This window comes from Halonotius pteroides (assembly GCF_003605635.1).
Taxonomy (GTDB): domain Archaea; phylum Halobacteriota; class Halobacteria; order Halobacteriales; family Haloferacaceae; genus Halonotius; species Halonotius pteroides.
This window is the reverse complement of the sequence record NZ_QMDW01000014.1, coordinates 26,890-45,966: the sequence shown is the minus strand read 5'-3', so window position 1 is coordinate 45,966 and position 19,077 is coordinate 26,890. Positions and strand designations below refer to the sequence as shown.

At 57.4% G+C, this 19,077-nt stretch carries 19 protein-coding genes; 11 read left to right on the top strand and 8 right to left on the bottom strand.

Annotated elements, in window-relative coordinates; translation table 11 throughout:
- Positions 1-11: 11 nt before the first annotated feature.
- Positions 12-362, bottom strand: coding sequence for a hypothetical protein (locus DP106_RS10465; protein ID WP_120085172.1), 351 nt, complete (start codon positions 360-362; stop codon positions 12-14).
- Positions 363-707: 345 nt separating this feature from the next.
- On the opposite strand from DP106_RS10465, the gene thsB reads away from it, so the two are divergent.
- Positions 708-2,354 carry a thermosome subunit beta gene (gene thsB, locus DP106_RS10460; protein ID WP_120085196.1) on the top strand — a complete coding sequence of 549 codons (1,647 nt, stop codon included), beginning with the start codon at positions 708-710 and terminating at the stop codon, positions 2,352-2,354.
- Between the two features lie 843 nt (positions 2,355-3,197).
- Here the strand turns inward: thsB and hcsS are convergent.
- Genes hcsS through arsD form a run of 4 tightly spaced genes read right to left on the bottom strand, consistent with a single transcriptional unit; the run spans position 3,198 to position 6,003 of the window.
- Positions 3,198-3,380 carry a halo-CC-star protein HcsS gene (gene hcsS, locus DP106_RS10450; protein ID WP_120085169.1) on the bottom strand — a complete coding sequence of 61 codons (183 nt, stop codon included), beginning with the start codon at positions 3,378-3,380 and terminating at the stop codon, positions 3,198-3,200.
- Positions 3,371-3,733, bottom strand: a complete 363-nt coding sequence (hcsL, locus tag DP106_RS10445; protein WP_120085168.1) for a halo-CC-star protein HcsL — start codon at positions 3,731-3,733, stop codon at positions 3,371-3,373. The genes hcsS and hcsL overlap by 10 nt, the downstream gene beginning before the upstream one ends.
- Positions 3,730-5,667 (bottom strand): arsenical pump-driving ATPase, encoded by a 1,938-nt coding sequence (gene arsA, locus DP106_RS10440; protein ID WP_120085167.1) that lies wholly within the window; start codon positions 5,665-5,667, stop codon positions 3,730-3,732. The genes hcsL and arsA overlap by 4 nt, the downstream gene beginning before the upstream one ends.
- Positions 5,668-6,003, bottom strand: coding sequence for an arsenite efflux transporter metallochaperone ArsD (arsD, locus tag DP106_RS10435; RefSeq protein ID WP_120085165.1), 336 nt, complete (start codon positions 6,001-6,003; stop codon positions 5,668-5,670).
- 410 nt (positions 6,004-6,413) lie between these two features.
- Between arsD and DP106_RS10430 the strand changes: the two genes are divergently transcribed.
- Together DP106_RS10430 and DP106_RS10425 are read left to right on the top strand one after the other, a co-directional pair.
- Positions 6,414-6,812 carry an ArsR/SmtB family transcription factor gene (locus tag DP106_RS10430; RefSeq protein WP_120085164.1) on the top strand — a complete coding sequence of 133 codons (399 nt, stop codon included), beginning with the start codon at positions 6,414-6,416 and terminating at the stop codon, positions 6,810-6,812.
- Positions 6,813-6,897: 85 nt separating this feature from the next.
- Positions 6,898-7,356, top strand: a complete 459-nt coding sequence (locus tag DP106_RS10425; RefSeq protein ID WP_120085163.1) for a low molecular weight phosphatase family protein — start codon at positions 6,898-6,900, stop codon at positions 7,354-7,356.
- A 296-nt stretch (positions 7,357-7,652) separates the two neighbouring features.
- Here DP106_RS10425 and DP106_RS10420 read toward each other — a convergent pair whose 3' ends face one another.
- Positions 7,653-7,859: a hypothetical protein gene (locus tag DP106_RS10420; protein WP_120085161.1), complete on the bottom strand. Its 207-nt coding sequence runs from the start codon at positions 7,857-7,859 to the stop codon at positions 7,653-7,655.
- Between the two features lie 209 nt (positions 7,860-8,068).
- Here DP106_RS10420 and DP106_RS10415 point away from each other — a divergent pair, with 209 nt between their 5' ends.
- The 4 genes from DP106_RS10415 to DP106_RS15520 all read left to right on the top strand — a co-directional run bounded on the left by DP106_RS10415 (position 8,069) and on the right by DP106_RS15520 (position 10,440).
- Positions 8,069-8,611, top strand: coding sequence for a cupredoxin domain-containing protein (locus DP106_RS10415; RefSeq protein ID WP_133305131.1), 543 nt, complete (start codon positions 8,069-8,071; stop codon positions 8,609-8,611).
- Between the two features lie 2 nt (positions 8,612-8,613).
- Positions 8,614-9,420: a DUF6498-containing protein gene (locus tag DP106_RS10410; RefSeq protein WP_120085159.1), complete on the top strand. Its 807-nt coding sequence runs from the start codon at positions 8,614-8,616 to the stop codon at positions 9,418-9,420.
- Between the two features lie 92 nt (positions 9,421-9,512).
- Positions 9,513-9,839, top strand: a complete 327-nt coding sequence (locus tag DP106_RS10405; protein WP_120085158.1) for a hypothetical protein — start codon at positions 9,513-9,515, stop codon at positions 9,837-9,839.
- 427 nt (positions 9,840-10,266) lie between these two features.
- Positions 10,267-10,440: a hypothetical protein gene (locus tag DP106_RS15520; protein ID WP_165857868.1), complete on the top strand. Its 174-nt coding sequence runs from the start codon at positions 10,267-10,269 to the stop codon at positions 10,438-10,440.
- Between the two features lie 217 nt (positions 10,441-10,657).
- Here DP106_RS15520 and DP106_RS10400 read toward each other — a convergent pair whose 3' ends face one another.
- Positions 10,658-11,479: a hypothetical protein gene (locus DP106_RS10400; RefSeq protein ID WP_120085156.1), complete on the bottom strand. Its 822-nt coding sequence runs from the start codon at positions 11,477-11,479 to the stop codon at positions 10,658-10,660.
- A gap of 499 nt (positions 11,480-11,978) precedes the next feature.
- Between DP106_RS10400 and DP106_RS10395 the strand changes: the two genes are divergently transcribed.
- The gene (locus DP106_RS10395) at positions 11,979-13,004 is read left to right on the top strand and encodes an ornithine cyclodeaminase family protein (protein ID WP_120085155.1); all 1,026 of its coding nucleotides are present in this window, start codon (positions 11,979-11,981) and stop codon (positions 13,002-13,004) included.
- Positions 13,005-13,018: 14 nt separating this feature from the next.
- On the opposite strand, the gene leuS is transcribed toward DP106_RS10395, so the two are convergent.
- Complete coding sequence (leuS, locus tag DP106_RS10390) at positions 13,019-15,943, bottom strand: leucine--tRNA ligase (RefSeq protein WP_120085154.1); 2,925 nt, start codon at positions 15,941-15,943, stop codon at positions 13,019-13,021.
- A gap of 255 nt (positions 15,944-16,198) precedes the next feature.
- Between leuS and DP106_RS10385 the strand changes: the two genes are divergently transcribed.
- The 3 genes from DP106_RS10385 (at position 16,199) to DP106_RS10375 (ending at position 18,627) form a co-directional block, all read left to right on the top strand.
- The gene (locus DP106_RS10385; protein ID WP_120085153.1) at positions 16,199-17,005 is read left to right on the top strand and encodes a glycerophosphodiester phosphodiesterase; all 807 of its coding nucleotides are present in this window, start codon (positions 16,199-16,201) and stop codon (positions 17,003-17,005) included.
- Positions 17,006-17,105: 100 nt separating this feature from the next.
- Entirely contained in the window at positions 17,106-17,846 is a 741-nt protein-coding gene (locus DP106_RS10380; RefSeq protein WP_120085151.1) for a bacteriorhodopsin, read from the top strand.
- 85 nt (positions 17,847-17,931) lie between these two features.
- Positions 17,932-18,627: a V-type ATP synthase subunit D gene (locus tag DP106_RS10375; protein WP_120085150.1), complete on the top strand. Its 696-nt coding sequence runs from the start codon at positions 17,932-17,934 to the stop codon at positions 18,625-18,627.
- Positions 18,628-19,077 lie beyond the last annotated feature (450 nt).

The following is a 19,077-nucleotide window of genomic DNA, read 5'->3' as shown; positions in this document are numbered from 1 at the left end:
TTGTCGCCGTTTTAGACGCCCGGGATGCCGAACGCGCCGATCCCGAGACTGAAGAGGCTGTTTGTGACAAACAGGATAACCGACGCCGCGAGCCAGGCGATAACGCCGATGGCCCCGGCGTTCATCCAGCCGCCAGGGTATCGCCAGTTGATGACCCCAACCCAGACAACGAGTGCGATGAGGGGGCCGATCAGCGGCACCCACGAGGTAAGCGCCCAGCTGATCGCACCGAGAAACGCCGTCATGATCGCGTGACTGTAGTCGTCGATGTCGACGATGACCCACGCGCTGAGCGAGATCGCCAGGCCGCCGACGAGGAGGGCGACGACAAACGAGATGAGGCCGCCGATGATGGGTGGCATACCTGATTGATCCGTCGCGTACGTATGTACGTGTCCACTGGTAGACGCGCTTGTGTGCGGGCGGACATGCTTGTACGCACAGTCGCGGGTGTTGAACGCTCCTGTGGTGCGCTGGAGTGCTCGGTGGATCGTATATAAATCGCGCCGAAGCCGGGATGTTTCCCACGTAAAGATGCATGATAACATGCAGCATGAAACACTCACATCCCGCTGCTTGCTGTGTATTTTTCCGATTCGGTGATCGTGGCTTCGTTCATCGCTGTCGACCACGACCAACACGCTTATATAGAATCACAAACAATCACGCAGTGAACTATGAGTCAGCGCATGCAGCAGGGTCAACCGATGATCATTCTCGGAGAGGACTCTCAGCGCGTCCAGGATAAGGACGCCCAGCAGTACAACATCTCGGCCGCTCGGGCGGTCGCCGACTCCGTCCGATCGACACTCGGTCCGAAAGGGATGGACAAGATGCTCGTCAGCTCGACGGGCGATGTCACCGTCACCAACGACGGTGTCACCATCCTCACCGAGATGGATATCGACAATCCGACCGCCGAGATGATCGTTGAGGTCGCCGAAACCCAAGAGGACGAGGCCGGCGACGGGACGACCACCGCGGTCGCCATCGCGGGTGAACTCCTGAAAAACGCCGAGGATCTCCTCGATCAAGAGATTCACCCGACGGCGATCATCAAGGGCTTCCACCTCGCCAGCGAGCAGGCCCGCGACGAGGTCGACAACATCGCCGAACCCGTCGACCCTGACGACGAAGATCTGCTCAAGAAGGTCGCCGAGACCTCGATGACCGGCAAGGGCGCGGAGCTCGAAAAGGACGTACTCGCCGACCTCGTCGTCCGCGCCGTCCAGCAGATCACGGTCGCAGCCGACGATGGCTCTCACGTCGTCGACCTCCAGAACCTCAACATCGAAACCCAGACCGGCCGCTCCGCCGGCGACAGCGAGCTTCTTGTTGGTGCTGTCATCGACAAGGATCCTGTCGTCGACGACATGCCAGCCAGCTTCGAGACCGCTGACACGCTGCTGCTCAATGAGGCCATCGAGGTCGAGGAAACCGACGTTGACACGCAGGTCTCGATCGAGTCCCCAGACCAGCTCCAGAACTTCCTTGATCAGGAGGAAGAACAGCTCAAAGCAAAGGTCGACCAGATCGTCGAGAGCGGTGCTGACGTGGTCTTCTGTCAGAAGGGCATCGATGACCTCGCCCAACACTACCTCGCCAAGGAGGGCGTGTTGGCGATCCGACGCACCAAGAAGTCCGATATCAAGTTCCTCAAAAACGTTCTCGGCGGCTCCGTCGTCTCCGATATCGACTCCCTGACGGCCGGCGACCTCGGCAACGGCTCGATCAGCCGTGACGACGAGGATGAACTGTTCTACGTCGAAGGCAACGGCGACGAGGTACACGGCGTCACGCTCCTGCTTCGTGGCTCGACCGACCACGTCGTCGACGAGCTTGAACGCGGTATCAGTGACGCGATCGATGTTGTCTCGACGACGGTCTCCGACGGCCGCGTGCTCGCCGGCGGCGGCGCGCCCGAGGTCGAACTCGCCTCCCGGCTCCGCGATTACGCCGACAGCATTGAGGGCCGCGAACAGCTCGCCGTCGAAGCCTTCGCTGACTCCCTTGAGCTCGTGCCCCGCGTACTCGCCGAGAACGCTGGGCTGGACTCCATCGACTCGCTGGTCGATCTCCGCGCCGAACACGAAAGCGGCGACACCCACGCCGGCCTCGATGCGACAACCGGTGAGGTGACCGACACCTTCGATGCTGGCGTTGTTGAGCCGGCTCACGCCAAAGAGCAGGCCGTCGCGTCCGCTGCTGAGGCCGCGAATCTCGTCTTGAAGATCGACGACATCATCTCCGCCGGCGACCTCTCGACGGACAAGGAGGATGACCAGGGCGGCCCCGGCGGTGCTGGCGGGATGGGCGGCATGGGCGGTATGGGTGGCATGGGCGGCGCAATGTGAAGGTCAGGCCACTGACTTTCCCATACGCAACCGAGCAAGCTCGGTGACGCGATGTAACTGGGGCGGGACAACACGAGCCACTGCGAGTCCCAAACCGCCTCAATGCCGAGTGGGCACAGCCCGCGAGACGAAACGCTCGGTCACACATCCCTTCCTTGCTCGCTTTGACCGCTATCTCGGCTGTTACCCACCCGTCAATAGACACGCTGATTCCCGATTTTTCGTGTCGAACCTCTCGAAACCGTGGTCACGAGCGAGTCTGGTCGTCCGATAGATTTGCTCGTCAGTGAATTCTCGACCAGTTGTTTCGCCGTACTCGATAGCATGAGTTTTTTGTCGACAACCTCAGATTTCGGTCGAACACTAGGAGCCGAGAAATAACGCTCGTGGGCCTCTTTGACCACGAGGTGGGCGACGATCTGAACAAACCCGCGGACACCGCCGTCAAAGCGTTTGTGCCAGGTTCGCGACAGCGCTGACCTGTCGGGGATATGATCCAAGTCGAACACCTCAGCGAACCCTTGATACCGAGTTCATGTTCGATAACTGCCGCCCGTGATCTCTCGGTAAATGAGAAGTCGGGTTCTCCCAAGAAATGATGCGAAGCAGGGTGCCACTCAGGATATGCGTCAGCAGGTAATGCAGTTCGAATCGAACTTTTTCCAATACCCGACGAGAGAGAGTCGCCCGCTCTCAACTGTTCAGTTATCTCAATCCCCACACTGTAGGCATCGGTCATTCGGCGGGCACGATCTGAAAGCGGATCCAACAACTCCGGCATCTCAATCGGCATATGCTAACATTATAGAATAAGGGTTGCGTCGAAATCAGGGTGATTGTCGACTAACAGCAATCGTCAGTATCGCACGCATCGCCGTAGTCGACACCGATCTCCTCGGTGATCGTGTCGTTACACCGAAGCAGCAGCGAGTCGAACTCTGTCGACTCTTCTTGGGCATTACGGAGTTCCTCTCCGAGTGCTTCAGCGGCCGCAAGCACACTGTCGTCAGTAGTGCTCAACAGCACCCACCTCCCGACGTCTGGGCGAACTCCATGCCGATGGGCTCGCTGATAACGTCGTTCGTCTGTTGGAGCAGCTCAATGAGTTCCGACTGTGCCGCTCGGTGCTGTTGAATCGTCTCGTTGTTCGAGAGATCGGATTGAAGCTCCTGGAGTTCAGCCATGAGCTCTTGATCGAAGTTCTCTTGTAGCTGTTGTTGTTTTTGCTGGTAGGTTTCGAGTAGTTCCGTCGCTTCTTGATCAGCTTCGAGCTGCTCACTCGCTTCGACGAACTGCTGGTAGGTCTCGCTGTTTTCAACAGCGTCGACAAATGCCTGCAGTTTCGCCTCGACAGTGTCAACTGATTCGGCGTCGCTCATTGCTGTGGCACCCCCGTAACCTGTTCATCGAGAGCATCAAGCCCAGTCACTGCGCCGCCGAACGCGCTGAGTTCATCAAGGCCAATCGGCTCATCCTGTCGGAGTGGCGCGAGCATCATCGGCGTCTCGAAGCGATCCTTGATCTCGCCCAGATACTGCTGTTGTTGGGCTCGCCGGTTGGCGAAGAAGGCGTTATCGCCGTACTCCTCGGGCAGGAGGTAGTTAGCGACGACAAACGCGGTCTCGATGCCGACCTGATCCTTCAAATCCTCGGCCGCCCGGTGGGCCTCCATCATCGGCGTATACTCGGGGTACATCACGAAGGCGAACGAACTCTTATCGGGGTTCTGCATTGTCTCGATGACGGTGTCGTACTGATCGCCCTTCGCGGGAGCCGTACCTTTCGTCAGTGAGCCGAGATCCATGAACCCCTTCCAGTCCGAGGGGAGTTCGAGCAGTCGCAGGGTGTGACCGGTCGGAGCAGTATCGAAGACGACGATATCGTAGCCATCCTCCTCGAAGTAGGCCACGAACTTCTCAAGGGCTGCCATCTCCTCAGCACACGGCGACTCCAATTCCTCCTCGACGTTAGCGATGGCCGCATCAACGTCGACCTGGGTATCCTCTTTGTTCTCGTACATCTCGGTGACGTGATCGAGAACCTGCTCACGGTACTCTTCGAGGGCTTTCTCCTGGTCGATGCGGGCTGCATCGAGGTTTGCTTGGCTCACCGAGGTCGGATCGTGGCCGACGGCTTCGCCGAAGATGTCTTCGAGATGCGCGGCTGGGTCGGTCGTGACCACGAGCGTCTCGTAGCCCGCTTCGGCGAGTTTGGTCGCCGACGTTGCAGCGATGGTGCTTTTGCCGACACCGCCTTTCCCGGTGAAAAACAGGTAGCGCGTCTCGCCGTCGACCGGCTTGAGGTTCTCGGTGACCGCCTTTGGATCGGTCAGCGAATCGAAATCGACCGCCTCCTCGGTGTCGACGCTGGTTGCCGACCCGACGTTGACGGTGGCCTCGTCGCCATCGTAGAGAACACCACCAACATCAGCGAGCAGGTCGAGACCGGCAATCTCGCCGGGCTGGAGCGGGTAGGTTGCCATCGCATCGGCGTCGAACTCGGATTTGGCGCGTTTGATGACTGCCTGTTCGTCCTCGCGTTTTCCTTCGAAGAAGGGATCCTCACAGACTGAGTTGGGCAGATAGCCGTTGATGATCAGCAATTGGGATTCGATGCCAAGTTCGCTTAGATCAGACGCACTCCTTTCGATCTCGTCGACAGAGGAGTCCTCGGGTTTCCCGACGAACGCAAACGAGGTTTTCTCGCTGTCCTGCAGTGTGTCAATGGCACGCTCGTACTCCTGTTTCCGGTCTTCCATCGAGGCTGCGGGGCCGATACAGGTCGACCCACCCTTTTCGAGTTCGTCATTCCAGTCGGACGGCAGTTCCATGAGCCGGATGGTATGGCCCGTGGGTGCGGTATCGAAGACAACCACATCGTACTCCGGAGAATCCATGAAATCAACGAAGTTGTCGAAGGCAGCAATCTCTTCGACACACGGACTGTTGAGCTGTTCTTCAACAGCCGCTATCTGCTCGTCGTCAAGCAGTTCCCGCATCGGCTCAATGGTCTCTTGGCGGTAGTCCTCGGCGGCCTGATCGGGATCGATCTCGATAGCCGAGAGGTTGTCGACTCCATCGATACCAGTCACTTCGTGGCCGATCTCTTGGCCGAAGATGTCCGAGAGGTTTGGCGCGGGATCAGTTGTAACGAGAAGCGTATTATAGTCGTTATCGGCGAGCCATGTTGCGGTCGCACAACTGACTGTACTCTTGCCGACACCGCCTTTCCCGCTAAAGAAAACGAACTCTGTGTCATCACTACTCGGTTCGACGATGTCTCGTGCGTCTGTCGTTGTTTGCGTTGTTGCCATTCAGTCGGCCTCCTGGGTCTGGGGTTGGTTTGCGCGCAGTTCGGCTGCCAGTTCGTCGTAGGAGAGGTACTCCTCCTTGGCGACAATCTCGCCGTCGACGGTCGTGATCGGGAGGATCTCGGGGCCGTTCTCCTCGACAAGATCGTAGATCTCCTGGGTGTTGAGGAACTCGTCGATGTTATGCTGCATGTTGGCACGTGAAATTTCGGCGGCCTCGAACTCCTCTTCGAGTTGATCAAGTGCAGCACTCAGTTCGACAAGTTCGTCGTCAGGGTCGGGTCCGCAGACACCTGTTGAACAACACATCGCTTCTTCGTAAAGTTGGATTTGAGTCATTGGGGGGTCGTTTGAGTATTGATCAAGCGGGTCTCGACTAGTTGGAACCGTCGACTGTGATTGGAACTCGTTTTGGACTCATTTGAACAAAAGATGAACCGTTTACCTAAACGTTTCGGTGATCACTAAACTGACAGTCGGCGGATTTAGTCTTGGTAAGAGGCGAATCATACCGTTGCACGCTATTTATTAAAACCTGTGGAAACTCAATAATCGGTTCAGAGCAGGCAACCGTGTCCTAATATGTTCCCGCCCCTCACTGGTCGTGTCGAGTGTCTCTTCTATCAGTATAGCGTATAGCGTGCCAATCAAAATCAGATTAGCATATTCTAAATCGTTTTGTTGCAGAGTAACTACTGACCAACAGATGACTACAAAAGAATTAATCTACCCATCGCTCAAGTAACTGTATGTCAGCAAGCGACCGACTCCAACGGTATCTCTCCGACGAGCGGGGGAGCTGTACGAGCGACGCGCTCCAAGAGCGACTCGAAGAACTCAAACAGTTGGATGCATCCATCGGTGGCCCTGATCTCGAAGCAGATGTCGACTTGCTGTCCGCACTATCTAACGAAACTCGGTACAAAATCGTCCGAATCCTCCATACTGCTGGTGAGGAGCTGTGTGTCTGTGAATTCGCACCATTACTTGATGTGAGCGACAGCGCAATTAGCCATGCACTCTCTCAGCTCACCGAGGCTGGGCTCCTCACACGACGAAAAGATGGGAAGTGGCGCAAATACAAGACAACAAATCGGGCCACTGCTATACTAATCGCACTCGACGGCTCTCGATCCGTTGTCTTATAACTACTACCGGTCGGCGGACTGTGCTATTGAGACATATATATTTCACATACAAGTTCTAAACTCTGTGGCATTAAATTTATTTTTCATGCAAGACAATACGTCAGTTGCCCTAGGATTTGTTTGTGTACAGAACGCTGGTCGTAGTCAGATGTCGACGGCGTTCGCCGAACGTGAGCGTGACCGTCGTGGCCTTGAAGACAGTGTTGAGATCATTACCGGTGGTACTCACCCCGCCGACAGCGTCCACAAAGAGGTCGTAACAGTCATGAAAGATCACGATATCGATCTTTCGGATCGAACACCACGGGAGGTCTCAACCGAGGAGCTCGAATCGTGTGATGTCGTCGCCACGATGGGTTGTTCGACCCTCGAACTCGATGCAGAGGATGTTGAGGTTCGTGACTGGGCACTGGATGATCCTGATAGTCAAGCACTCGATCAAGTTCGTGCGATCCGAGATAATATCGAACAGCGGGTCACAAATTTGTTCGACGAAGTCGACACGACCGGTTCACAGTACATACAGGGTTTGGTGGAACGGTAATCGAGTGATTGAGGATTTTTATTGGTATAACACCGTATTTCATATCACTTCTTTGAGTGAGAAACTAAAATACGTATCAAAACTTATTTTCGAAGTTGTGAGACTTAGAGCTTGATACTGATCAACCGATTCGTGATCCGATACAACTCCCGTTGAGCATGCCAAACTGAACAGCGTTTAATCAAAGACCAACCAGACCGGCCACAGCAGTCTCCGTCTCGCTACTATCTATCGACTCACCATGGAGCCGCTCTGCCAGTGAACTGATTTGTTCGCCCATCACAACTGTCTATCAACTACCGGAACCACGAGATCACCGAGCCAGCCAAGAGAAACAACCCGACAGTGATCAACGCTCCACCTGTCCACAGCGACTCGTCGATCACAAGGACGCCGGCTGCTGTCGCCACGGCTCCAACCACGAATGCAAGGATCTTCCATACGCTGTTCGGAATGAATTCGACGATAACATCAAGAAGCAACTCAACTATCTCATCGATCATAGTATATCGGGTGTGTATCTATCTCATTAACCAGCAGGGCACTGTTTCAGAATGAGCAACCCAGGGCACGGTTGGGTGCCGGTAGGCGAAATTCACTCATCGCCCGCGAGCAGGGCAATTCTCGCTCGTTGGAGCAAGGCAGCCACTGCTGCTATCTGATTCTGAAACACCGGTTGTGGATATAAGTCGATCCAGATTTTTGTCTCGCTATGAGCGACACAGCATCGACAGGGACAATCAGACGGCAATTTCCCGTGGTTGCCGGTACAGGGGGCCTTGCTTGGAGTGCTGGCTGCGTCAACGTGAGCGTTGATTCTGACAGTGGTGAAGACGCAACGTATGATGACTATCTCTCGGATGCCAATGGCTACGATGGATTTCAGGCCGACGGCGACAAACGGTACGGTGTCGTCAGGCGGGTACACACCGGCCGGGTGCAAATCAAGGTCGGAAGTCCCACTGACAGTGGTCTCTTTGCGAATCGGGTTGGAGCAGGCAGTGAATCGTCCGGTTCGATCGAAAACACGTTTCTTCCGGCAGCAATCGAAACTGCTCCTGGAACCACTGTCGAATGGGTTTGGATCGGCGACGGCGGCCGATATACTGTCGTCGCCAAGGATGGGTCGTTTGCAAGTGGGTACCATACTGAACAGGGTGCAACATTTACACACACGTTTGAGGACAACGGCGTGACACGGTATCATTCCGTGTCACACGAGGAGATGAAGGGCGTCGTGGACATGATCAACTGACCATGGAACCAACAGAAACGCTGTCTCCGCCACACGTCTCGTTGCCTGACGCAAAGCTAGTTTCTGTAGTGGTGGCCAATACCATCCCTGTTGTTGGACTGCTCGCCTTCGATACGTCGGCAGCAGTGCTACTGACGTTTTATTGGCTTGAACTCGGCGTGCTTTCGGTCTGGGCTATCGTGCGAGCCCTGTTTGCCGGCGAGCGACCCAGTAAACAGACCGAAGGTGAAGCGTTCAGCGGCCCTCAATGGGCAACGTTCCGGGCTATCGCATCAAGTCGGCTCTTCGACCGATGGCGGGATTCGTTTTCCATCGACCACAGTTGGAAGGATATCCGATTCACCATTCCACGAACCGATGTTGGCGTCTATCTTGGAACGATTCCCGCGCTTGTGTTCGTGATCTTCTTTCTTGCCGTGGTGTGGCTTGGCTTTGGCGGTGTGGTCGCTGGCCCGGCTGTTGCCGCGAGTAATGCGACCGATCTACCCGTGTGGGTGGTCACCGGCACCGGAGTCGTCTTTCTGAGCGAGGGTGGTCAAACAGCCCGAGACTATTTTTATAAGGGCCGCCACCGCGAAACAGCTGTTTCGGATGCGTTTAAACACGTGTTTTACCAAGGATTGGTCATGGTTGCTGCCGGACTGACAGTCCTACTGATCGCGTATGGATTTGCGGAGGGTAAAGCGGTCAGTGTCGAGGGAGCAGCCAGTGGCCCACTCATCTTCACTGCCGTTGCTGGCAAATTCACTACCGAACTCGCGATGTACTACCTCGATAGGCTCAATGAACCACTTTTAGAGAAGATCTGAGACGATAACGATACACTTCAGCCCGGTTGCTGATCGATATACACAGACACCGTACCGACCCTTTTTTGATCTCACCGGCTGCAGATCGCGATATGCGTTCTGCCCTCCGATATGCGGTTTCGACAGCTGTTGGACTGGCTGTAACGATTCTTGTCGGGGAATTAGCTTCGGGAGACTGGCTTATCACACTCTCGCTGATGCCGCTCTATGCAGCTGCAACATCGATGGGTATCGCCCATCGCGAGTGGTGGATACAATCCGATTATGAGTTCCCGCCAAGCGCGGGGGCCGCCGTTGGCGGGGTTGGTGCACTCACCGGGGGCGCGCTGATCCGGACATCGATACCAGCCGCTACCGCAGGGTTCGGGCTGCTTTTGCTCGGCATGGCGGCCGCTGTCGCAATGGTTGCTGAAAGCTGAACATTCTCTGTACTGTGTTTCACATCTTACGATGAAACCACGATACATCGGATGGGGACGGAATCATAGACGCGCTTTCGACCGACTACTGAACTCGACATCCCGATTACCGTGAGAGACCAACGTTACCACAGGTGGCGATCAGCCTGATTTTGGCTTTTTGATGCGGAGACTAAGCGAACAGTACTACCGCCGTTCCGAGACCTGATACATACCAGTATTAGCCATACGATACACCGGTTATAAGATGGCAAACATAGCCCATTAGAGATATAAATCGCCGAGCTATCTGTTTTCTGAGCTGTTTTAGCACCGTCGCAGCAGAGACTGGCTCAAGCTATTCAGCTTCCCATCGGATCAGCGTCCCCAACCACTGCCGTTGTCAGGAACACTGGACTCTTTGGGACGAACCTCCAACAGTCGGATGATGTATCAACTACAGTTCGAGTCATCGCATCATCTCACAGAGGGAGACGATCATACGCTTGTGGTGGATGAGTACGAGGATGTTGGCAGTATGTACATGCTGGTTCTCCAGGATGGATCCAGACAGTCTGTCGGCAAACAACTGATCGAATCTATCGAGGAAACTAGCGGGTAACGTATGGGCCGCTGCTCTGAGATTTGATCCTGAGCGTGTGTCGTAGAACAGATCTCATACGACAGTGGAATGGGAACCCTGCCCGAAAGACGCGCCTACTCAGCACTCGGCGCGTTATGATATCCGATGGCTGATAGATAGCAGAGCAACCGAACAGCAGCGTATGCGTCTACCAGCACCGGTTTTAAGCCTGAAAGATTTGATTCACACGTCGAGTCTACAATACAAACATGATAAGAAGTCCAGTCGCCCCAAGCAACGCGAGCACATATTTCACTGCTCGCCAGCGTAGTTGTTTGATGAGCCCCTCCCGACCAGTATCGGACACGAGTAGTGGCGTCTGATCAGTGCCTCTCACTGAGTATCCACCATCGCGCTCCTGTAGCTCACCGGTGACGAAGAGTTGTTGTCCGGCGGCGATGCCACGGGCTTCAATATTGAACTCCTCAGTGGAGACATCACCATGATGAACGTTGATAATGTCTCTCAGTCGATTGATTCGACACTCTCCAACAGCGGATTCCAACGAGATATAAATACTATCCGAGAGGTATCGGGTCATAACTGTTGGAACTCTCGCGTAGCTCATCGGATTCCCTACAGTTAACCCAGACAACGTGTCAGGATCGTAGGTATCGTGCAACCAGTCGAAGGTGATATTAAACTGATGCCCATGAGTAGCTATCGCGGCCTGCCCCGTCTCAACTCCGGAAGCAAAGGTACTCTGTCCGCCTTGGAGTTCACCGTCACCGAAATCATAGACATTTCGCCCAGTATCTGGTGTCCATGCATGCCAGACATACGCCCCAACTGGCCGCTCAGCCGGATCGAACAATCTCTCAGCGACATGTGCGGGTTCATCAACAACCACCTCCCCCTCGATAGCGATCTGTTGCCCGTCCTCAAATTTGACTTCTGTACCAACGGGTGTTTTCCAGAGTGTGAGAGTTGCGTTTCCGATGACTGATAGTCGGTGGAGTGCCCACAGTACTACTACCACCAATACGACAGCAAATACCGCTTCAGCCGGTTCACCCACAGTTAGCTGATTGTGCGTATGTAGTATATATCCTGATGGATCTATGTCGGTGGTTGAAACAACTCAGCAGAACACTAAAACGATAATACAGGTAGCGTTCCAATCAGTGCCGATGTAATCAGTAAGCGGTGGTCTCGCACAGAGGCATCCCTCTGTGTCCCTGGTTCAGGTTGCCGTCGTGATCACCAACCCCGAACAGAAAGATAGCTCAAGTTGCGAGAAGAGCACCCCTGGAACCGTTTCTATGATACGCTTACCAAGAGGACAACTCCGAGAACGGCTGGTTCGAGACGCACCCCCGGCACTGTCCGGGTGTCAGATGTCCGTTCGGAGGTGGCCATACCGGGGGAAATCTTGTTAAATAGCAAACATTTTGTGTAGTATAACCCTCCGACGCGTCTCACCGCCTTGTTTGAACCACAGGAATCCGCCGCAATGGTCGATCGCCGGTGATAATCTTAACCCAACCTGTTACTACCACGCGCTCAAACGATCCCTCATGCACACCCTACTGCTTGATAGCGAGGATGTGGGAGCAAACGCGCCGATGGCTGCGGTGGTGCCGGCGATCGAAGCCGCCTTCGGGGCCTACGAACGCGGCGACGCTCAGATGCCGGCGAAATCCTACATCGACCTCCCGCAGTACAACGGCGACTTCCGGTCGATGCCGGCGTACCTCTCTGTCGACGGTGAGGCGGTTGAAACCGCCGGGGAGGCCGCCGATTGGGATGCTGCGGGCATCAAGTGGGTCAACGTCCACACCGACAACGCTGACCGCGGGTTGCCGACCGTGTTGGGAACGATGATCTACTCTGACCCCGAAACCGCGTTCCCGCTGGCGATCATGGACGGTCGCGAGCTGACGATGCTGCGCACCGGTGCGGCCGCCGCCGTCGCCACCGACCACCTCGCAGTCACGGACGCAACCTCACTCGGTATCGTCGGCGCGGGTGTCCAATCCTACACCCAACTCGAAGCGATTGCGACGGTTCGGTCTATCGAGGATGTTATTGTCGCTGACCAACGCCCCGAGCGCGTCGCCGACTTTATCGACCACTTCGGGGATCGCTTCGATGTCCGGAGCGGCGAAATCGGCGAGGCCGCCGCCTGTGACGTGCTGTCTACCGTCACACCGGTCGAATCACCCATTATCGACCGCGCCGATGTGGGCGAACAGACACACATCAACGCCATCGGCGCGGATGCGGCGGGCAAACACGAACTGAGCGATCAGATTCTACTGGATGCAACACTCGTTATCGACGACTACGAGCAGACGACCCACTCCGGTGAGATCAATGTCCCCTACAGCACGGGAACGCTCACCGACGGCGACATCTACGGCGCGCTGGGTGAGATCGTTGTCGGCAAAAAAGCGGGTCGCAGCTCCACCGACGGGATTACCGTTTTCGACTCGACAGGGTTGGCGATTCAAGATGTGGCCGCCGCCCACGTTGTCTACACCGAAGCCAACGAGGCCGACAACGGCACCGCCTTTGATCTGCTCGGCCTCGCCGACGCCTGACCGATAACGGCTGCCTACTCGATGTGGATCGCCGGTCGGAACGGCACTGCCGTCGAGGCTTTCCCCTCGGGGTCGTCGATACTGTCGCCATCCTCGGCGTAGACCGCCACGTCGGCGTCGTGCTCGCGTTCGAGGAAGCCGATCGCCGTTTCATACGTCGATACCTCATCGATCTCAGCCATCGCAGCGAGCGTCTCGTCGTCGACGCCGCGAACGAGTTCGACCAGATCCTGTGCGAGGTCGTTGACGGCGTCGCCGCGCTCCCGGAGGTCGGGATCCTGCATGACCTCACCCATGATCTGCCCTACGTCGGTGCCGACCTCCCGAACCGTCTCGAAGACCTTGCGTTTCCAGCCGGCGGCAACGTAGACCCGGATCGTTGTGGGATCCTGCTCGGTGACGGTGAGGATGTCCTGAATGTCGTCGGCGAGGCGTTCGATCTGTCGCTCCTCGGTTTCGGTTCGCGGCGACGCCCAGCTTTCGTCGACCTCGGGCCACGGCGCGTCCTCGGCGGGTGTGCCTGCCAACTGCTCGTGGAGTTCGTTCGTCATGAACGGAACAAACGGGGCCAGTAGCCGAAGTCTGGTTTCGAGGATGCCCCGCAGCGTCCACTGCGCGCCCGGACGGTCGAGATCCGCCCGGCGGCGGTACCACTTGAGATGCTCCTCGAAGCCGTAGAAAGCGGCCTGTGAGGCGGTTCGGGTTTCGGCGTTGTCGAGGGCGGCGGTCACCTCGGAAATCGTTGACTGGAGTTTCGACAGCAGCCAACGGTCGATGTGTTCGAGATCGCTGTCGGGGTCGACGCCGTCGGCGGCGGCCGCCGCGTTGTCGCCGATCAGCTCTTGGGCACGGTTCCAGAACCGCCGGAGCTGATCGGCGACGCCGTCGACCTGCTCGGCCCGCCAGTCGTAATCCTGCCACGGCTCCGCGGAGTTGAGCAGGAAGAAGCGAACCGTATCCGCACCGTAGTCCTCGATCGCCTTGCCAGGCAGCACGACGTGGCCCTTCGAAGAGGACATCTTCTCGCCTTCCAGCAGGCCCATGCCCATGATCGTGATCCCCTCGGGCCACTGGGCCTCGTCGAACAGTTCGGCGTGATGGTAGAGAAAGAAGGTGAGATGATTCGAGATGAGGTCGTTTGCGGAGAACCGCTGGGTGACAGGGTACCAGTACTGCCACTCCGCCCGGAGGTCGAGGGCGCGCTCGTCGGCCCCACCGTTGACGGCGTCGGCTCCGTAAAACAGCGCGTCAAAAAAGTCGCGGTCGAGATCCTCGACCGGGATCTCCTGGAGGCGGTGGGCGATGGTGTAGTAGGCCATGTAGATCGTCGAGTCCGACAGCGGTTCGATGACGAACTCGTCGTCCCACGGCAGCCGCGTGCCGAGCCCGTAGTTGCGGATACAGGGCCACTCGTTGAGCCAGTCGATAGTGTGGGTGTACTCGCTGCGGGTGTTCTCAGGCGTCGTATCCAGCCGCTCGACGGCGCGTTTGGCGGCCTCTTTCCAGTCCTCGTCGTTGTACGTGAGGAACCACGTATCCTGATACGCGACGACGACCTTGCCGCCGGCCCGCGAGACGACGGGCTCAGGGAAGTCATACATCGCGCTGAAGGCACCCTGCTCGCGGTAGTGGGCGGCCAACTCGTCGCGGACATCTTCGATCACTTCACCCGCGTACTCGCCATATTCGTCGTGCAGTGTGCCGGTGTGGAACTCCGCGTTGTACACGTCCTGGGTGACCTCCTCCAGTTCGGGATCGGTGCTGTCGGTGATTTCCGCTGATTCGACGGCGTCCTTGGCTGGAATCTCATCGTAGCCGTCGACATCGAGGATCGGCACCGGCTCAATGGCCGCGACCTCGCTGGGGTCGATCCCGTAGGATTCGAGCCGATCGGCGTTGGCTTTCGCCTCCTGCAGTGCGAGGTAGTCGTCGGGGCTGTGGGCCGGTACCGACATGACGACGCCGGTGGCGTTGTCGGGATCGACGAACTCGGCTGGTAGGATGCTGATCTCGTCGCCGGTGACGGGATTGGTCACGGTGTCGCCGACGACCTCGCTGCCGGGGAACTCGCGGTTGATCTCCACGTCGTGATCCTGGAGTTCCAGTTTCTCGGCCGCTTCAACCGAGACGAGCCATGTTTCGCCATCGACGCTGGCCTCCACGTAGGTCGCCTCAGCGTTGATGTAGGCGTTGGTGACGCCGCGGACGGTTTCGGGTCGAAGCGTTGCCATTGGGACGACCGCCTCACCGCTGCTCTCGCCTTCGCCTCCGCTGTCGCTGTCGCTGGCGTGGGTGAACTTGATCAGGGTGTACTCCTGATACTCCACGTCCTCGCCTTCCAGTAGGTCGTGGGTTGTCACCGGGTTTTCCTGTTCGGTACAGTATTTGACCGGATGGAGGCCCTTTTCGAGTCGCCCACGCTGCTTCAGGGTCTCGTACTGCCACGTGATGAACTTGGAGTAGCGGTCGTCGTTGGTGGTAAACTCCCGCCGCCAGTCGATCGAGAGCCCGAGCGACCGCATCCCCTTCTTGTAGTGCTCCTCGATGAAGTGGTGGGCGTAGCCCATCGGCGTTTCGAGGTCTTCGAGCACGTCGTCGGAGACGTTGTAGGTGTCCTGCAGCACCGACATCTGGGACTCCTCGCGTTTCTGCAGACGTTCGACCGCGCCGATGATCGGCGTTCCCGTGACGTGCCACGCCATCGGGAACAGCACCTCATCGCCCTGTTGGCGGCGATATCGGGCGTAGACATCGGGAACAGTGTAGGTTCGGGCGTGGCCGATGTGCATGCCGCCGCTGGGGTAGGGATACGGAACCGTGATAAGCGTCGTCTCCTCGTCTTCGGGGGCTGCCGCGTCGGTAGGATCGGGCTCATAGCGGTTTTCGGCGTCCCACCGCGCCCGCCACTCGGCTTCGAGTTCCTGCGGGTCGTAGTCCATACCGCCCTCTCTGTGGGTGTCGCGTAAAATAGCATCTATCCGGCCGCACGCGACTCGTTGCCGACACTGTCTGTGACGATTAAGAGCGTGGGGACAGCTGGGGCGGCTGGCCGAACAACCGCCGCTCCTGGCGGCCTGCGAAAATCAAAGATTTTCGGGCGATCAGAAGACCGCGTCTTCTGGTAGACTGAAAGGGTTTTCTATACTTATGGACCCGCTCACTTACAACGCCCCGGGTGTAACGCCTCAGCACCAATGGGTCGTACACACCCACGAGTGATCGCCCACCGCGGCTACGCCGCCGACAACGCTGAAAACACGGTCGCCGCGATGCGGGCAGCCGCCAGCGACGACCGCACTGACGCCGTCGAAATCGACGCCCGGGCGACCAGCGACAACCGCGTGATCGTCTTCCACGACGACGACCTTTCGCGGTTGACCGACGCCCCACCAGCCGTCAGCGATACGCCGGTTTGGGAGCTCTCCTACGACGAGATCAGCGGGTACACCATCGGCGACAGCGACGAGCCGATCCCCTTACTGACCGAGGTGCTGGCAGCGATCCCCGACTCGGTTGGAGTCACTCTCGAACTCAAACACCCGGGCTGTGAGGGCCTGCAGTTCGGCGCGGTCGACGACGACGCCACCCGTGCGGCTGCGGCCGACCGTTGGCGATCGTTCGTTGAGCGCGCGCTTGATGTTGCGACCGCCACCGATCACGAGCTGCTCGTCTTGTCGTTCTATGCGGGCGCGCTCGCGGCAACCTACGGGTGTGAGCCGGGGGTTTCCATCGCCCCGCTTGTCACCGACAACGGAATGACAGGGGTCGCCCTCGCCGACCGCTACGACGCCGCGGCGATCCACCCGCCGATAGACGCGCTTCTCGACGAATCCGGTACGACGACCGCCACCGCCGACCAGTTGCTCGACCGTGCACACACTGCCGACCGTCAAATCAACGCTTGGACGGTGACGACCCAAGAGGAGGCACGCGCGCTCGCTCGGGCCGGCGTTGACGGTCTCATCGTGGATTCACCGCGTGTGATTCCGGCGGATACCTGATCACCGGTTGCTGGTGGTGGTTTCTGTGTCGATACTCCAAACACCCTAACTAGTCTGGTAAGCAGTTTTTACCGATTCCGCCCCTAACAACGTATGGAATATGGCAGCACCAGTAACACCAGGCAGCGAACAGATCTGGCTATGGCTCGGTACAATCGGAATGGCCCTCGGTCTTCTGTACTTCCTCGGCCGAGGATGGGGCGTTAAAGACACGAAACTAAAGCAGTTCTATGCGATCAATATCTTTGTGACAACCATTGCGATGAGCATGTACTTCGCAATGGCGACAGGCTTCGGGTTGACCGAGGTCGAACTGGTCGACGGCACCGTGCTTGACATCTATTGGGCGCGGTATGCTGACTGGCTGTTCACAACACCGTTGCTCCTGTTGGATCTCGCGTTGCTCGCCGACTCTGACCGGGAGACGATCTACACGCTCGTCGGTCTCGACGTGTTCATGATCGCTACCGGCCTCATCGGTGCCTTCGCACAGGAAGCGATCTGGCGGATCGTCTGGTGGGGTATCAGCACCGGTGCCCTACTCGTCCTCCTGTACGTGCTCGCCGGCACACTCAGTGCCGCCGCAGCAAACCAATCCAGTGCGGCCCAGAGCCTGACAAACAACCTGAAAAACGCCCTAGTTGTGCTATGGTTGGCGTACCCGGTTGTTTGGATTATCGGCACCGAAGGGACGCTCAGCTTCATTCCGCTGTACACCGAAACGGCCGCCTTCATGGTGCTTGATATCACCGCGAAGGTCGGCTACGGCGCGTACCTCCTGCAGAACCACGACATCCTGAAGTCCGTCGGTGACGGCACAAGCGCTCAGCCTGCCGACTGATCGGGACTGTCGACAACCATTCGCGGCTTATTTTTCGACCGAACTGAAAGGATTAACATCGTGGCCGCCAACAGTCCGGTAAGCGATGGCTGAGGACGTTAAACCGACACGCAAGAACCTGATGGCGATCGAGGATCGCATCGAGCTCTCCGAGCGCGGCCACGATACGCTCGAACAGAAGCGCGACGGGCTGATCATGGAGTTCATGGATATCCTCGATCAGGCCCAAGACGTACGCAGCGACCTGAGTGAGAACTACGAGACCGCCCAGCGCAAGCTCGACATGGCGCGGGCGATGGAGGGCGATGTGGCAGTTCGCGGGGCGGCCGCCGCGCTTAAGGAACAGCCAGAGATCACGATCCAATCGAAGAACATCATGGGGGTCGTCGTTCCACAGATCGAATCCTCGAAGGTGAAGAAGTCTCTCGACGAGCGCGGCTACGGGCTGCTCGGTTCTTCGGCCCGCATCGACGAGGCCGCCGATGCCTACGAGGAACTGCTGGAGACGATCATCCTCGCCGCGGAGGTTGAAACGGCGATGAAAAAGATGCTGACCGAGATCGAAACGACAAAACGCCGCGTCAACGCCCTTGAGTTCAAACTGCTTCCGGATCTCTACACTAACCAGGAGTATATCGAACAGAAGCTTGAGGAACAAGAACGCGAGGAGATCTTCCGGATGAAAAAGATCAAAGAAAAGAAGGAAGAAGCCGAAGCCGAGGAAGCAGCGGACGCGGAAGCTGCCGCAGAAGCAGCCGACGCTGTCGCCGTCGATGAGTAGGGCACCCGGCCACCTCAGCCGATATCTTTATTATACCTACCCCACAACTATCTGGTACCGTCTGGTGTCTCGGTTCTCAGTGTTGAACATGGTACGCCTGACTGTTGACACCAGACGGCTACTCTTATCTGCACACCCTACCTGACCGACTTCTTTCCGGGCGTTTTGATCTGTGTTGAGAGTGATAGCCCCGATAGCTGTTTTCGCGTGCTCCGTGTTGATGCTAACCGACTGCTTGGACAGCTGGGAGTGTGTCGCGTCGCAAACGGTGTTCACTCTCGCTGCGACAACTTGTTTGGGCGACCCAATTATTAAACTTGATTTTGAGGCCAGTATTTTTATTAGTTATCTCCCGATTATGTACAGATACCGTCTGTGAATGGTGGTATCACTGCAGACGGGTACCATGTTCAACACTGAGAATCGAGGCACCACTCAGCCTTGATTTGC